Source organism: Allobosea sp. 05T438 (assembly GCF_056396025.1).
Window position 1 is genome coordinate 1 of sequence record NZ_JBFTKQ010000027.1, and the last position, 15548, is coordinate 15548.

A 15548-nucleotide genomic window follows, 5' to 3' on the forward strand; every position below is an offset into this window, starting at 1 on the left:
CAAACTCAACGGCGTCGATCCGCAAGCCTACCTCGTCGACGTCATCACCCGTATCGTTGCCGGCCATCCCCAGAGCCAGATCGACAACCTGCTGCCATGGGCCTATGCGCCTCAGCCGCTCAAGGCCGTGGCCTGAGAACACCGCTTACGAAGAAGGTCGAGATGCTCTTTGCCCATCTCAAGCGCATCCTGAGGCTCGACCGGCTGCGCCTACGCGGACCCAACGGCGCCAGAGACGAGTTCCACCTCGCCGCAGCAGCCCAAAACCTCAGGAAGCTCGCGAAGCTCCTGCCGAACGGACCTCAGATCAGGCCAGTTTGAGAGGCCGAGCCTCGATCGGCCAAATCCGCCACGCCGCCGCTGCGCTCAGATGGCCGACTTTTTCAACGATATCGGCGGATAGCAAATGCGACCCGCTGTCTCTGCGGATGAGCCCTAGCTTTTCTGTTGATCAGAGTTCAGCCAGCGGCTGTAAGCTCTGATATCAACCATCGGCACCGTGGCCAGCGCCTGCAGCCGTGCGATCAGCTCGAACAGGAACGCTGTTGCCGGCTTGCCCTCCGAAGTGAGCGTATAGACGCCATCCGCGTCTCGGCTGTAGTGGCCATGCGCCGCGACGCAACCAAGGTCGATCTGCTCGGTTGCGGCGGCCCTTGCCAGGGCATCCCGCAGTGCGTCGCCCATTGCCGGCTTCCAGTCACTCTCAAGCGTCAGGAGCCCGCCTAGGATATGATGGAGCGGCTTTGGCGCCGCTATCCCGCCGACATGGGGAACCGGCAGGCTCGTGCGGTGCAGCGCCCGCACGCTGGCGATCTTCTTATGGGCGTAGGCGACCTGATCAGCATTGAGCGATTGCTTGGCCTCAAAGGCCGCGTAGACGCTCTCGGCCGGAATCACCTTAGTGCCCTTCATGACGAAGATGAACGGCGAGTACTGACGGTCATAGACCACCACATCCATTTGATGGCTAAAATTTCCCTCGCTATCGACCACATGCGCCTTATCGGCCTTGTAGCGCGCCGGCAGATAGGTGCTCAGCAGCTCTAGCCAGGCTCCTTCGCTGGCATCGCCCTTATCTACAGAATGGCCCAGCAGTTGACGTGCCGCAGCCAGCTTGCCTTGAATTTCGTCGTGAAGACCCGCCAGGAGGTCTGAAAGGGACCAGCTCACCGGACGATCTCTCCCCAAGTCGCAGCCTGCGCCGCAGCTCCAGCCGCCTTGGCGATTGTTGCTTTTTCAGCCGCACTCAGATCGTCGGAGATGATGTTGTTCGTGTTGGCCGGATCAACAATGCGCGCCGCGCCGATGTTGTCTCGGATATAGGCCAGCGCCGCCATCACGTTGCGGCCGACATCGCCGGCCCTCTTACCGTACAGCGCATCGATCGCCAGCAGCTCAAGATAGAACGACGGGATATCCAAGCCTTTTTGGTTCCGCCAGAGCTTCAGAATTCGGATTTCATTCGTCCTGCCCGAGTTGCCCACCAAGTTGATGTGGGTAGCAATGTTAGTCTTGGTCCAACCGCCTTTCCGGTTCCGATACAGGCTGTGGTCCTGGCTCTGGCCATCCTGCCGGCGAGCCGGCACCAGATCGACGTCGTGGCCGCCTATTGTGACGCCGATCGAAACATTCTGCCTGCGCGCCTTGAAGCCTGCTTGGTTCATCCGGTTGAATAGCGTCGTGTAGATATTCTCAAGTGTCGCAGTCAGCGTGTGCGACAGCGAAATAAACAGATCGATATCCGTACCGCTCTTCACGGCCGTGCCCTTGGCAAATGAGCCGCTTGGGGTGACTTCGCGGATATGATCTCCGGCCCATGCTCGCAGGTGCGGTAAGACGACTCCAGCACAGCCGCGCAGCGGAGATGTGGAACTGATGTCGACGCGCTCGCGCGCTAGAATGTTCTGAAGATATTCGTTTTCGGTCATCTCTCCCCCACCGGGATGCTATGTCATCGGACGCCCGGATCGCAATCGAGAAGCACTGCTTCTTTGGTCGGCAACGGGGCTGCTAGCCCAGCGGAGCGGTTACGGATTTCCAGTGAATGTCCGCTTGCAGGCGGGAGCTCAATGTCCGGAAGTGGCGCACTCCGAACGGGAGCGGGAAGGGCGGTTTTATCGGCCCATTCCCGACGCTTAGAAGGTCTGGTTCTGGGTTGCTTAACTTTGCGACACGGCTGCAAGTTTGAGGCTGGCGCAGTGACCAACCTACGCGTCGATCACGACACGAAACGGCGCGCTCTGCCCAACCAAGGCTTTGTCGCGCTTTCGGATGACGAAGGCTTCAGCGAGGTGCACGCCTCGGTACTGCAGTTGCTCCCACCGGACGCTCGCGGTATCTGAATCATAGAAATCACCCCGCAAAGCGCGAGCGGAGTAGGCCGCTTGGTCGGTATTGGTGATCCGCCATTTGACCCGAAACTCATTGGCGGGGAACGGGAGCCCCATCGAGGTGACCGCTTTGAACTGGATCCAGTTGCCCGCGCCTACCGGATCGAGCGACTGTATCAGTCCGACCCTATTGAACCCCTTCGATCGATAGAGTTCCGCCCTGACCTGCACAGCGACCGAGTTTGAAGCAGCCTTCCACCGGGGCTGCTTCATATGCGGCATGCGGTTGAATTCGGGCGGTAGCGCGCGCGACCCAAACTGCTTCACTGCCATCACCAGGTCGCCGGCGAACTGCACGGCAGCCACTGCAGTCTCTCGGATATGCACAAGCGCCGTGGAGCTAACGGACTTAGCCGTCTCGATCACGACGTCGCTGGCAAAGTCCTCGCCAAAAACGCGCCGCCATTTAGCGATGCTGGCGTTCCGTGAAGTCTCGGCATAGGCGTCGTCGATCCAGCCTCGGTAGCGGTTAATGACGTCGCGGAAATTGGCGTACTGATCGTCGGTCCAGTTGTCGGCGAAGTTCTCCGTGTTAAGAAATGGGTTGCTGACCACGGGTTTGCTGGAATTTGCCTGTGCCCAGTCGTCCATGCGGCTGAAAAGCGTCTTCAACGCTGTCGGGGTGTCGGCAAACTCGCTGCCGTGCTGGTCGAATGCGCTGATCCGCTGGCCCAGGATAGTTGTCAGCAGCACCGATGAGCAGGTGAACGTCGTCTTGATGTCCCGCAGGTACTTGATGAGGCGGGTCGCCTTCCGGAAACTGTTGCCGCCGGTGTAGCCGTTTCGCTCGATAATCCAGTCCGTGTATTGCCGGGGCTCTGTCAGCTCGAATTTATCGCTGTCGCGGTTGCACACCTCGAGCCGCTGATACCCACCCCGGTTGATGATGCACGGCGCCACGTCGACCTTTTGCTCCGACGCGTAGGTGATGGTCACGCAATGTGACCACCTGCGAACTTTGTTGGCGTAGACGCCATTGGCCTTTAGGACATTATACAGCTCGTCGATGTATTTCGCAGCGCTCCAGCCATCGACTGGATATACGAAGACCAGCAGGTCGGCGTCGAATTCTCCCGCATCAACAGGCCTGATGATCGTTTTGTGCGCCCAGGAGCCCTGAGGCATCCAGCTGGAGATCGTCGGCTCCCAATCAGATTCCCGAATGGCCTTCTTGATGGCCTCAGTCGTGCGCTCAAGGTCTCCTATCCGAGTGGTGTTGAGATTTACAACTTCCTTGAGAAAGTCGTTGAATAGATCAACGTGCTTCATATGCCCCCGGCTAGCCTTCTTGACGTGCGGCTTCGCGATCGACCTTGTATTCCGCCCACAGCTTGTTGAGCTTTTTCTCGCTGAGCTTGTAGGCGTAGGGCACGCTCTCAGGCGCGCTTTCGACTGCGGCGTTGTAGTCGACCATCGCCAGAAGGACGTCAGCCTCAGGGTAGCCTTGCCCCTCGGCGGTCACGAGACGCATCCTGACCTCGTTGATGGCCTTGGCTGCTGATTTGTGAAGTCGGTATCCGAGACGCTTTTCCATAGGCCGACCATGCGAAGGCTTTCCGTGATCGGTTCGGCTCACTCTGAACTAAAGGCCGGAAAGGACGGACCGTCGCCTGTTAAGTCGGCACTTGGCCGAGTTAGTCGCACGGAGTTAAGGCCATGGCTAAGCGCATGTTACGCGCCTACCTGGGGCGCCAAGAGCAGCGCTGTTACACGAGGGGTTCCCGGAAAATTTGCACGGGCGTAATCGGTGCACGAAGCCGATAGCCCGAAATAATCGGCGAGATACCAGCCAGATAAACAACGGATGCGATCCGGATGTCCTGGCTGGCACAAATCGAACATGCGCCCGATAAGGGCGAGGGGCAAGATGCGAAGGCGATCGACGGCCGCCTATTGCTCGATGTCACGGCCGCGCGGTCTCTGTCGGACCGGGGTAGGCCTGCGCCGGACCTGACTGGCACCGACCCCATCTTGGCCGGGGAGGGCTGGGCCGGGTCTGCTTTGGACTGCACGCCGTCGAGCCTGGGCTTCCTGCTGAGCGAGCTGGCGCAGCCGCTGCAGGTGCTGTTGCCGACGCAGCAGGTCAGCCTGCGCAGCGCGTTGCTGACGGGCCTGTTCGGCTCGCTGCCGAGCCCTGCGCTCGTTTTCCCGCTGCTCTGCCAGCCGTCTGGCCACGGCACGCTCCCGGAAGAAGCGCTGCGTCTCTCTCCGGACATCTTCGGCCATATCGTTCCGCTCTGCGATGGCCGCCCGATTAGCAGCGGTCTGCATGTTCTTGGCGCTCGTGAACGTTGGAATAGCAGCCACCGCGAAGCCAGCTGCGGCGAGGGCGGCCATCAAGCCCGCACCGGTGGCAAGAACGCCGATTGCGACAAGGTAGAAGGCAGCCTTTCGCATATCGGGACTTCCGAACAGCGAGGCTGCGAGGAAAGCACGTCTGACGCGGATTCGGCGTATGAGATCCCGAAGCCGGTAAGGATCCCGAGCCCGCCTCTGGATCATTCGCAGATCGACCTTTTCCTGGGCCGAAAGCCCGGCTGCGACGCGTGCCCGTCGTTTGCGAGCCTTCTGTGCTTCTTCGCGTTCGCCGTCGAGCTCCATCTCGGCAATGAGATGGTCGAACTCGCCCAGCACGGCGGAAGTGCTGCGCTGGGGAGCCTCCTTCCGCAGGGCAGCTTTCGTATTTGCGAGCGGAGGAAGATCGCCGAAGGTAGCGCCGATTGCCACCTCCCGAAATTTAGGCCCGTCGCCGTAGAGCGCCAGGCGGTTCAGGTGCCGCGTCAAGCTCCCGTCTTTCACCCTCTCGGTATCGACCAGCATAACGATTGGTACGCCGGCAATACGCTTATCACCGGCTGCGAGACGAAACCCCATGGTCTCGAGCTCGCCGCGCAGGCGAAGGATATCACCATCGGTTTGGCGCCAAGCATGCTGAAGGCGTTTGTCGAGCAGGCGGCTATCAACTCCGAGTCGGGCATCCTGTCGCATCTCGGCTTTGGACCGACGCAGCCCCTTCTTGGCGACGGGGCCGTGCGCGGCGATGTCAGCAAGATCGTCGAGCTTACGCTCGCGCAGCAGCTCCACGGTCCTCTCGACTCGGGTGCTGGGCTGGAGCGCCTCACCAAGCTCGATCTCGAACCGGCGGGCGAGCATCTCGTCGCGGTCGCCGGAGCGGGGAAAGCGCAATGCCTTCCCTGTGCCGTCCGCGGCCATCGAATACACGACGTGGTAGTGCCACGCTCGCTCGCCCTTGTGGTGTTCAACGACCAGACGAGCGTTGTTCGCGGGGATTTTGTACTCCGCTTCGAACGTCCGCAAGATATGGGCGAGTTCGTCGGCGGTAAGCATTCGCTCCGGCGAGATGACGACGTGCACGACATCGTTCGTCATGCGCCGGATACGACGGGCGGGTGCAGCCAGGAGCCGCAGTGCCAGGGGAACGTCGGATGGCACATCACGGCTAAGATCCGACCGCACGATAACAAACTCGTTCGAGCCTCGGCCGGTGTCCATCAGATGCCGGCCGAGGCCACCCAGCTGACGCGGTATCGTTTCGATATACATTACGCATCTTCGTCGATGCGGAGCAGGTCCAGGATGCGCGCCATGAGCGCCTCCAGCGCTGCCCCCATCGTCGCTGTGTCCGCCTGGATCTGCGCCGACGAGCCGGTGGTATTCACACCCCTTGCGATCTGGTTGATGTTGCGACCCTGCGTCCGCAACTCGTTGAGGATCGCGTCCAGTTGCACAGCATTCGCTGCTGCGCGACGGATCCTCGGCGCCTTCATTTTCGAGTCCACCGCCTTGAGCACCAGGGTACGGACCCAAACCCCGACTGGCGTGCCGTCAGTCTCGGCGAGGGTGCTCAGCATGGTGTGCGTAGGCCCGTCGACCCGGAACGCGACCAGATGGGGGAAGCGGTTCCTCTCGTTCTTCGCGGTCATCTCGATCTCCGATCTCGGCGAAGCCGGCGCCCAAGGGCGCACCCGGCTCAGGGTTGGGGGTTCCACAGGGGGCAGAGCCCATTTGGCAAGAATTCCCTGTTGCTGCATCGCAGTTAACAGGGACCGGACTTGCCCTCTCATGAAATCAAAGTCTGAGTTTTGGTCAATGTATATTACTATTATCTTGGTTCGTCGCCAAAATATATCCGGATATGCAGCGTATAGAACTTAGATGTATCCAGATAGCAAATGTAAATACTCGGGAACAGCAAAAATATACTTTTTATAAATCTAGACGAACCCGGCCGGTCCGACGAGAATAAATCGTGGAGAACGTGAAATGACGGACGAGATCGATCTCAAAGCTGCGCGCCGGGTCGCCAGCAAGGAAGCTGCAGAGGCGGCGCAGAAGCGCGAGAGCAGCATCCGCAACCACCGCGACGCCGTGCGTGCTTTTCACCCTCAGATTCTCGCAGTCAGCAAAGCCGAACGGTCGTGGAAGAAGGCGGCGGAAGCGCTCGAGCGCTGGTGCGGCCGAAAGATCCCGCCGAACACGGTGAAGACCTACACCACCATGGTGAACATGGGGCACTTGCCCCCTTGGCCTGATGACGAAGCGCAGCAGCCCATTCGGGGCGCCCGCGTCGGACAGGTCGGCGCATCGCCCCACGCGCCTGCCAAGCCCAACCCTTCCCACATCGCCGGCCTGCCTAAGCCGCCGGGAAGCCATCCTCAGTCCACCACCCGGGTCAAGCCCGACCCCGAATAGCAAGGAGCAATGACATGGCCAGCACCGAGAAGTCGACCAAGGGACCAATCATCTTCGGGAAGAACGGCAATGGCGGGGTCGGCAAGACCGAAGTCATCGCAACCCTCGCTCATCTGATGCAGGTGCGCGGACACCCGCTCTACGTCGCCGAGGCCGACGACGATCATCAGGATGTCTACAAGGCATTGAACGGCGAAGTGCCTTGCGACGTGATTCCGCTGCTGAACGAGTATGGGTACAGCCGGCTGTGCGCACTCGCTCACGATCCCGCGATCGAAGGCTCGATCCTGATCTCGGCGCCGGGTGGAGGGATCGAGACCTTCATCGAGAACGTGCCCATCGTGCAGGCCGTCGCCAACGAGGTTGGTCGCGAGACTTTCGTGATCTGGCCGATGGACAAGACCAAAGACAGCTTCATCCATCTTCAGGATGTGATCGACGTCGTCGGTCAGGAGCACGTCTGGGTTTTGCGGAACCTCGTATGGGGAGCTGCGGAGGAGTTTGCGGCCTTCAACAGTTCGAAGATCGGAGCGCGTTTGATCGCAGAGCGCCGTGTCCTCGATTTTCCTGTGATTTCTCCGGCGATCGTCTCGGCCTTCCGCAATGGCCGGATGTCTCATTCGCGCATGGTCCTCGAGGGCGGCGTCGAACTTCAGAGGCGTGTCCCGCTCATGCGTCTCAAGGTCGAGCGCGCGCTTGAGCCGATGCTTGCGGAGCTCGGGCTGTGACCATCGCCCGTAAGGACATCGACGACTTTGCCTACGCGATCCTGGGACGTCGACTGTCGCGGGCGGAACTCGAAGATCTCGAACGGCAGTGCAAAGTCGTCAGGTTACGCTCGGGTGAGGAGGCCTATCTACTGGGTCTCGTCCAGCAGCGAGACCTGGCTACGCGGCTGGAGTTCATCGCGTACAAGGCAGTGCGCGACCAAACGCTCGTGAGCGCGCTGACGCGCTTGCGGTCGTGGATCGCGGTGGCGGTCATCGCGCTCGGCGTCATCGGCTGGTCGGTCTACGAGGCCGGCCATCGCCGTGGATTTGCGGTGCGCGATGGGATGGTCGTTAAGGACCTCGCCTGGGCGACCACACCCGCTGGCCTCGGCGCGCGCCTGCTCTACGACGTCGGCGTCGTCCCCTTCCTGATCGAATGCAAGCTGCCTGGCTGGTCTCAGGTCGAGCATCAGTGTGTGCCCGGCGTCGACCCGGCCAGCAAGCGGATGTTCGGCGTCCCCAATCAGCGTCCAAACCCTTCCGAATGATCCTCGCCGTGCCGTCCCTAACACGCACGCAAGACCGCTCATCAACCTGCGCCGCTTCACGCCGCCGGACAGCGAACGGAACATGACATGTCGATCTCCGATCAGAATCCGCCAGAGCACAGTCCCGACCGCGACGGCAAGCCCGAGCGGTTCGACGCGACGGATTTCGAGACGTCGCGGGAACTACGTGACGGACTACTCGGCCTTGGCAAGGCCGAGCCGCTTCCGACGGATCCCCCGACAACGAGGCAGAAGCAGGATGCCGCGCGGCAGCTGGGAGATGGCGAGTTCGCGCTCTCGCTCGTCGAGGACGACCTTACGCCGTTCCGCAGCGGCGGCGAAGCCTATGCCGTCCTGTCCGACAAGGTGGGCACGCGTATCATGGCGTTGCGGTCGCGAGAGTTCGGAGCCTTGATCCGCAGCCGCTTTCGTTCCGAAACGGCCTGCCTGCTCGGCAAGGCCGCGTTCGGGGCAGCGCTTCAGGCCTTGATCGACAAGGCCCTGAACGAGCCGGAGCGAACGCTCTACCTGCGGACGGCGCCGACATCTGAAGGGGTCTGCCTCAACCTCGGTGGAGCGGGAATGCGGGCCGTGACGATCACGCCGGACGGCTTTGAGGTGACGGCTTCTCCGGCGGCCATGTTCAGGTCTTCGTCCGGTCGACTGGTTGAGCCGGCAGGACCCGGAGACCTCGGTCTTCTGCGTCATCACCTCAACGTCAGCGATGCCGAGTTCCAGCTGATCGTCGCATGGCTGACTTTCGCGATGTGTCCGACAGGCCCGTATCCCCTCCTCGTGCTCTCGGGCGAGCAGGGCTCTGCGAAAACCTCGGCATCTGGGGTCTTGCGACGCCTCCTGGACGGGAATGCCTTCGGCGGCCGGCCACTGCCGTCGTCGAAGCGGGATCTCGATGCCGCCGCCCGGCACGCTCACCTCCTGTCCTTCGACAACGTCTCCTACATCTCCCCGACCATGTCCGACAATCTCGCCCGGCTCGCGACAGGCGAGGAGGATGGCCGGCGCCAGCTGTTCACCGATAGCGATGAAGTCGTGTTCCAGGCGATGCGACCAATCCTGGTGAACGGGATCGCCAATGTGATCACGCGGCCTGACCTCGTGGACAGGGCGATCTTCATCGAGCTTCCGTTCATTCCGCAGAGCGAGCGGCTGACCCGGCAAGTCTTCTGGCGGCGCTTCGAGCAGGACGCGCCCGCCATTATGGCAGGGCTCCTCAACCTGGTCGCCTTCGGCCTGAAGCGGCTGCCGGAGACCATCGTGTCCGATCTGCCTCGGATGGCGGATTTCGCCCTCTGGGGGAGCGCCATCGAACGCGCTCACTGGCCGGAGGGATCCTTCATGGCCGCCTACGAGGCGAACATTGCGCACGGCAACACGGATCTCCTACAGGTCAATGACGTCGGTATCGCGATCGTCGAGATGATGTCTCAGCGCTCGTCCTGGACGGGGACGGCGACGCAGCTCCTCGTACTGCTCGACAGCGGCCGGACACGCTCGCAGCGTCGGCTTCAGCCCCTGCCGCCCAATGCCCAGCGCCTCTCGATCAAACTCGATCGGCTGGCACCGGTGCTCCGTCGGCGGGGGATTGATGTCCGCTCCCATCAAGCGCCCAGCAAGGACAGGACCAGGCTGATCACGATATCCGTCAACGAGGGTAGATAAGGCGATCAGTCAAGCTACGACGCACCTTCGCTTTTCGCTGGAATTTAGCCCGGCATCGCACCGTTGCTGGCGGTAGAGACGACTGCCTGGGACCGCCGAGCTCATGAAACAACGAACGAAGAGTTTGATTGCGTCCACTGCGTTCGTTCCGTCCGCAGGTCGGACAAAGCGGACGCAACGGACGCAGCATTTCGGCAGATAATACCGCCAGCCTCGAAATTTCGAATCTCAGCAAGCCGCAGCAAACGATCAGTGACGAGGCGATTGGCATGAGGTCCGTCCGCCCGGACATGCCGTCCGCTCTGTCCGTTGCGTTGGCCGTCCCAAGCCGGCGGACAGAGCGGACGGCCATGTCGCACTTCGCCAGCATATCGGTTGGTTCCATGCCTGCGGGACAGCGTCGCAAAAAGACGCGCTGCGACAGAATGCCGATTTAAAGCACCCGATTGACGATGTGGGATAGTATGCATTATGCATTATATGTTTTGGGATACGCTGTGTGCATCGCAAGCTGGGAAAGCGTACCTGAGAGAAAGCGAAGGCCGCCGCCAACCAGTTCCACCCTTGCCGTTATCGATACTTGATGGCTCGAGGGGGAAGCGTCTTCAGCATCTGGTGGAGGCCTCAATGGACCCCTGCCAGCAAAAAAATAAGATCTGAACATCACGGGAGGTTTCATTGCGATCAGGTGTTGGAGCCGCTTTGGCGGCCTTTTCGCTCGCCGTTTTCGGCCTGCCTACGGCCTCAGGTGCGCGGGCTCAGGGCCTTGATGCGGCGCGGCCGGTCATCATCATCGTGCCTTATTCTGCGGGTGCGGCGTCGGACATTTTGGCGCGCCGAGTCGGGGACGGCATGTCCAAGCTGCTGAAGAACGCTTTCGTCATTGAGAATACCGTTGGCGCGGGAGGCGTTGTGGGCACGATGCGGGCGATGAAGGCGCCCGCGGATGGCCATACCTTGGTGATCGGCACCCAAGGTACTCATATGATGAACAAATATATTTACAAGAATTTGCGTTACGATCCGGACAAGGATTTTACTCCGATTACAAATCTGGTCTCGTTCCCAAATCTCGTTCTTGTTCCGAAATCGCTGAACATTAAGACGATGAGTGATTTTATTGCCTTGGCGAAGTCTCGCGCCGCCGAAAAGAAGCCGCTGAACTATGGCTCCGGGGGCCTAGGGTCGTCGTCGCATCTGGCGGCGGAGCTACTGAAAATGGAAGCGGGCATCGAGCTTGCCCACGTTCCATATCGCGCGATCGCAGACACGACGTCCGATGTGCTGGGCGGACGCCTCGACGTCATCTTCGGCAGCGTCGGCACATTCGCGCCGATGGTCGAGAAGGGGGAGATGGTTGCGCTGGCCGTAACGTCTTCGGCGCGTTCCCCGATCCTTCCGAATGTGCCGACCATTGCAGAGACCGGCTACCCAAAGTCTGAATTCTCGGTTTGGCTCGGCCTTTTTGCGCCTGCCGGCTTGCCAAACGGCATGGAGGAAAAGCTGAGGCAGGCCGCTGTGCAAGCAATGGCTGCACCGGCGAACCGCGCCTTGTTCGCGGCTGAGGGAATTGAGATCCAGTCGGATGCCAAAGTCGGCTTCAGAGAATTCATTCGCGAGGATGGCAAGAAGTGGGAACCTGTCATCCGGGAGCTGAATATCTCGCTCGATTAGCCGCGCGGATCATTGGCTTGGCTGGTTGGTCACGACGTAAGCCAGCCAGCCGAGAAAGCAGACGAGACCGCTCCACCAAAGCCACTGGTGCCACAACACAAGAACCGGGTCGGCCCCGAAGATGTCTTCGAGGTCTCGATCACCGGGCGGGCCGTCGACCGATCGTTCTGCCATGGCATCCTCCGTGTCACCGCGCCCACCGCTCTTCCGGCATGGGTCATTGCGTTGACACTTTCAGTATGCACAGTGCACAGATATCTGCAATTCGCATGTCGGCCGGGACCGCCCGGGACGCCACCCTATGAGGTCTCAATGTCGAAGATGCTGCTCGTGATGGACATGATCAATGACCTGGTCCACCCGGACGGGCCAAACGCCAAAACCTATGTCGTCTGCGGCCAAGCAAAGGGCATGTACCAGGCGACGGCGCACGTCATCGGCAAGGCCCGCGCGGCTGGCGTCCTCATAGGCTATGTCAGGGTCGGCTTTTCGCCGGACTATCGCGAATGCCCTCCGGGGTCTCCGGTCTTTTCACGCGCCAGGGAGGTCGGCCTCTTCAAGCTCGGGACATGGGGAACCGAGGTCTACGAGCAGTTCGCGCCGCAGGACGGCGACGTCGATATCGTGAAGCATCGTGTCAGCCCATTCTACGGCACGCGTCTGGAGCCGGTGCTGCGCGCGAATGGTATCAGCGAGCTGATCCTTTCCGGCGTATCGACGAACGGAGTCGTCCAGGCCGCCATTCGTGAAGGCCACGATCGCGACTATGCCTGCACGCTGCTCGAGGACTGCTGCTGCGGCGCAACCGAGGACGAGCACAATTTCGCGCTGGCGGGGCTGAAGCGTTACGCGACGATCGCGACTTCGGACACGATCAGCTTCTGACGAGCGGAGCCTGACGGGAACTGGGTGACAGCCAAGCGATTGTGCATTATGGGCAAACGCTAAGCGTTTCCTGTTCCCGTACCACCTTTCCGTCTTAGGACGGTGCTGTCGATAACCGGACCCCATGGATTACCGCACGAAGGAAGAGCAGGTTGCCGACTTTCTCCGCGAGGGGATCCTGTCTGGACAGTTTCCGCGCGGGGCCAGGCTGAAGCAGGTCGAGATCTCCGAGATGCTGAAGACCAGCATCACGCCCGTGCGCGAGGCGCTCAAGCTTCTGGAGGCCGAAGGCTATATTACCGGCGGCTCGTATAAGGGCGCGACCGTCGTGCCCTTCGATGTCGGCACCTCGACCGAGGTGCTCAATCTTCGCATGTTGCTCGAGGCGCAACTGGTGCGCGGAGCAACCGAGCGGCTGCAAACCCAGGACGTGGAGAAGCTTCGGAGCCTCGCAGCGGAATTCGAAGCTGCGGCCAAGGCCGGCGACAGCTCTGCTGCGAGAGCGATCAACTATCGCCTTCACCGCCGCATCTACGACATCGCCGACATGCCGCAGACCATGCATTTCGTGCAGATCCTGTGGGCGCGGTACCCGTTCGACCTGATCAATAAGATCGAGGGGCGCGCCGAGCGCGCCGCCGCCGAGCATACCGAGCTCCTCGACCAGATCGTCAGTGGAGACGTCGCCGGCGCCATGTTGACGACACGGCGCCATATCGAGAGCGGCTGGACTGAATTCCGCTCCACTTTGTGACGCCCGCACAACCTACTCCGAAGCGGCTGGCGCCTGCCTTTCAGTGAGCTGAACACGTCTGCGCTTTGGGGCATGGCTGTATCGATATTATTTATGCATTGTGCATTGTGCGTCTTTGTCGATTGCGCTAGCTTGGCGCCAATAAAAATGAAGCTAATCATCCAGGGGAGGAGAACATGCAGTTTCTCAAGAAGCTCGCCGTTTCGGCTGGTTTTGCGCTGGCGGTCTCTGCCGGGGCGGTGTCTGCGCAGGAGGTGTCGCCAGGCATCGACATGGCCAACAAAACCGTCACGGTTGGCGCCTTCACGCCGCTGACCGGGCCGGTGCCGTTTTATGCGATTCTGACGCGGGCCGCGGAATCGTTCTTCCGCAACCTCAACGAGAACGGTGGCATCAAGGGCTGGAAGGTCAATTACGTCACTTTCGACGACGGCTACGAGCCTGCCCGCAGCGTGGCGGTGACGAAGCGTCTTGTCGAGGAAAGCAAGGTATTTGCGCTGGCCGCACCGGTCGGCACCGCGACGACCGTCGCCGTCATTCCCTATGCCAAGGAGGTTGGGCTTCCTGTCATCGGACCGATCGGCGGGGCCAGCGCTTTCTTCGTGGAGCGCAACCTGTTCCCGCTGCTGCCCGATTACGGCTGGTCCGCTGCCTCGAACGCCGAGTACGCGATCAACGACCTCAAGCTCAAGCGCGTCGCGCTGCTCTGGGAGAATGACGAACTCGGGCGTTCGGCCAAGCGCGGTTTCGACCGCTACATGGCGGACAAGAAGCTCGAGATCGCCGAGTCGGTGCCCTTCGAGGTCAAGACAACGGATTTTACGCCCCATATCCGCCGGCTCTCGAACGCAAATGTCGACGGCGTGATCCTGTTCGGCTCGAACGCCAACCTGGCGGCGGCGCTCAAGGCCGCCGACCGCAACGGGCTGAAGGCCAGCTGGTTCGCGCCCTTCTTCACCGCTGATCCCTCGACGCAGAAGCTCGCGGGCGATCTGCTGGACGGCGTCTACTTCTCGTCCTGGCTGCTGCCGGTCTCGGGCGACGATGCGCAGGTGAAAGCATATCGCGACTCAATCAAGAAGTATTATCCGAACGATCCTGTCGGCGTCTTCGGTCTCAACGGCTGGAGCAACGCGGCGCTGTTCGCCGTCGGTTTCGAGAAGCTGCTGGAGAGCGGCAAGCCGCTGACGCGAGACAATCTCATCGCGGCGCTGGATGGGCTGACCGACGCAGATGTCGGCGGGTCCCGCAAGGTCTCGTTCCGCCCCGGTGATCATCGCGGCACGCGCCAGGAGGCGATCATCCGCGCCAAGGGCGGCGGCTTCGAGCTGGTTCGCGATTTCAAGCCGTATCCCGCGGTCGTCTTCGACGCCAAGGGCGAATAATCTCGCCCTTCCGTTGAGCAGCAGGGGCCGGCAGGGGCCGGCCGCAGGAGTGACTCTTCATGTCGAATGTCCATCTGAGCGGGGCAGCGCGCCTCGACGGTCAAGTCGCGCTCGTCACCGGAGCGGCAGGAGGGATTGGCGGTGCAACCGTCGAGGCTCTGGCGGCGGCCGGCGCTACGGTGATCGCGACCGATATCGCGGAGGGGGGGCGCGCCTGGCCTAAAGGCGCCTTCTTCCGGCGCTGCGACGTGACCTCGGCCGGCGACACCTCAGCCGTCATCGACGCGGTGATCGCCGAGCACGGCAAGATCGACATCCTGATCCTGTGCGCCGGCACGATCTCCCACGCCTCTCTCGTCGACTCCACCGATGACGAGTGGCGCGCGATCCTCGACGTCAATCTGTTCGGCGTCGTCAATCCGGTCCGTAAGATGTTCCCGATCATGGCCGAGCGCGGCTACGGCAAGATGGTCGCGCTCGGCTCGATCGCCGCCAAGATCGGCGGCGTCGCGTCCGGTCCGTCTTACGTCTCCGCCAAATCGGCGGTTCACGGGCTGATGAAGTGGGTCGCCAAGGCCGGCGCCGGAAAGGGCGTCTACGCCAACATCGTAGCGCCGGGGCCTGTCGAGACGCCGATGTGGTCGAAGGTGACCCAGCGCGCCGCACCGTCGCCGCATGGCAGTGTGCCGCTCGGCCGCTACGGCCAGCCCGAGGACATCGCTCAGTCGATCCTCTTCCTTTCCTCGCCAGCGTCGAACTGGATCACCGGGACGGTGCTCGACGTCAATGGCGGCATGTTGATGGATTGA

At 61.5% G+C, this 15548-nt stretch carries 17 protein-coding genes and 1 pseudogene; 11 read left to right on the plus strand and 7 right to left on the minus strand.

Translation table 11 applies throughout. The annotated features are described in order from the left end of the window. Together AC1DIN_RS27225 and AC1DIN_RS27230 are read left to right on the plus strand one after the other, a co-directional pair. On the plus strand, window positions 1-136 hold a 136-nt coding region (locus AC1DIN_RS27225; RefSeq protein WP_476811829.1), incomplete at its 5' end, for a transposase domain-containing protein. A gap of 14 nt (window positions 137-150) precedes the next feature. Next, a pseudogene (locus AC1DIN_RS27230) lies at window positions 151-321 on the plus strand (transposase); the annotation flags it as partial. A 114-nt stretch (window positions 322-435) separates the two neighbouring features. Here the strand turns inward: AC1DIN_RS27230 and AC1DIN_RS27235 are convergent. The 6 genes from AC1DIN_RS27235 to AC1DIN_RS27260 form a co-directional block, all read right to left on the minus strand. Next, window positions 436-1170 carry a DUF6602 domain-containing protein gene (locus tag AC1DIN_RS27235; protein WP_476812005.1) on the minus strand — a complete coding sequence of 245 codons (735 nt, stop codon included), beginning with the start codon at window positions 1168-1170 and terminating at the stop codon, window positions 436-438. After that, entirely contained in the window at window positions 1167-1928 is a 762-nt protein-coding gene (locus AC1DIN_RS27240; protein ID WP_476812006.1) for a nucleotidyltransferase domain-containing protein, read from the minus strand. The genes AC1DIN_RS27235 and AC1DIN_RS27240 overlap by 4 nt, the downstream gene beginning before the upstream one ends. Before the next feature lie 279 nt (window positions 1929-2207). Further along, window positions 2208-3659 (minus strand): SMODS domain-containing nucleotidyltransferase, encoded by a 1452-nt coding sequence (locus AC1DIN_RS27245; RefSeq protein WP_476812007.1) that lies wholly within the window; start codon window positions 3657-3659, stop codon window positions 2208-2210. A gap of 10 nt (window positions 3660-3669) precedes the next feature. Next, window positions 3670-3861, minus strand: a complete 192-nt coding sequence (locus AC1DIN_RS27250) for a hypothetical protein (RefSeq protein ID WP_476812008.1) — start codon at window positions 3859-3861, stop codon at window positions 3670-3672. Window positions 3862-4280: 419 nt separating this feature from the next. Continuing rightward, window positions 4281-5954, minus strand: a complete 1674-nt coding sequence (locus tag AC1DIN_RS27255) for a hypothetical protein (protein WP_476812009.1) — start codon at window positions 5952-5954, stop codon at window positions 4281-4283. Continuing rightward, window positions 5954-6334 (minus strand): MobC domain-containing protein, encoded by a 381-nt coding sequence (locus tag AC1DIN_RS27260; RefSeq protein WP_476812010.1) that lies wholly within the window; start codon window positions 6332-6334, stop codon window positions 5954-5956. Before AC1DIN_RS27260 ends, AC1DIN_RS27255 begins: the two co-directional genes overlap by 1 nt. Before the next feature lie 340 nt (window positions 6335-6674). Here AC1DIN_RS27260 and AC1DIN_RS27265 point away from each other — a divergent pair, with 340 nt between their 5' ends. The 5 genes from AC1DIN_RS27265 to AC1DIN_RS27285 all read left to right on the plus strand — a co-directional run bounded on the left by AC1DIN_RS27265 (window position 6675) and on the right by AC1DIN_RS27285 (window position 11715). Further along, window positions 6675-7103 (plus strand): hypothetical protein, encoded by a 429-nt coding sequence (locus tag AC1DIN_RS27265; protein ID WP_476812011.1) that lies wholly within the window; start codon window positions 6675-6677, stop codon window positions 7101-7103. 14 nt (window positions 7104-7117) lie between these two features. After that, window positions 7118-7831: a hypothetical protein gene (locus AC1DIN_RS27270; protein WP_476812012.1), complete on the plus strand. Its 714-nt coding sequence runs from the start codon at window positions 7118-7120 to the stop codon at window positions 7829-7831. After that, on the plus strand, window positions 7828-8361 hold the full coding sequence (locus AC1DIN_RS27275) for a hypothetical protein (protein ID WP_476812013.1): 534 nt from the start codon (window positions 7828-7830) through the stop codon (window positions 8359-8361). Before AC1DIN_RS27270 ends, AC1DIN_RS27275 begins: the two co-directional genes overlap by 4 nt. Window positions 8362-8448: 87 nt before the next feature. Continuing rightward, the gene (locus AC1DIN_RS27280; protein WP_476812014.1) at window positions 8449-10041 is read left to right on the plus strand and encodes a hypothetical protein; all 1593 of its coding nucleotides are present in this window, start codon (window positions 8449-8451) and stop codon (window positions 10039-10041) included. Window positions 10042-10743: 702 nt separating this feature from the next. Then, entirely contained in the window at window positions 10744-11715 is a 972-nt protein-coding gene (locus AC1DIN_RS27285) for a Bug family tripartite tricarboxylate transporter substrate binding protein (protein ID WP_476812015.1), read from the plus strand. A 9-nt stretch (window positions 11716-11724) separates the two neighbouring features. On the opposite strand, the gene AC1DIN_RS27290 is transcribed toward AC1DIN_RS27285, so the two are convergent. Next, window positions 11725-11889 carry a hypothetical protein gene (locus AC1DIN_RS27290; RefSeq protein WP_476812016.1) on the minus strand — a complete coding sequence of 55 codons (165 nt, stop codon included), beginning with the start codon at window positions 11887-11889 and terminating at the stop codon, window positions 11725-11727. A 138-nt stretch (window positions 11890-12027) separates the two neighbouring features. Between AC1DIN_RS27290 and AC1DIN_RS27295 the strand changes: the two genes are divergently transcribed. From AC1DIN_RS27295 to AC1DIN_RS27310, 4 genes are all read left to right on the plus strand, one after another. Beyond that, window positions 12028-12600, plus strand: a complete 573-nt coding sequence (locus AC1DIN_RS27295) for a cysteine hydrolase family protein (RefSeq protein WP_476812017.1) — start codon at window positions 12028-12030, stop codon at window positions 12598-12600. A gap of 124 nt (window positions 12601-12724) precedes the next feature. Continuing rightward, complete coding sequence (locus AC1DIN_RS27300; protein ID WP_476812018.1) at window positions 12725-13354, plus strand: GntR family transcriptional regulator; 630 nt, start codon at window positions 12725-12727, stop codon at window positions 13352-13354. 176 nt (window positions 13355-13530) lie between these two features. After that, window positions 13531-14739 (plus strand): ABC transporter substrate-binding protein, encoded by a 1209-nt coding sequence (locus tag AC1DIN_RS27305; protein WP_476812019.1) that lies wholly within the window; start codon window positions 13531-13533, stop codon window positions 14737-14739. A gap of 59 nt (window positions 14740-14798) precedes the next feature. Then, on the plus strand, window positions 14799-15548 hold the full coding sequence (locus AC1DIN_RS27310) for an SDR family NAD(P)-dependent oxidoreductase (protein WP_476812020.1): 750 nt from the start codon (window positions 14799-14801) through the stop codon (window positions 15546-15548).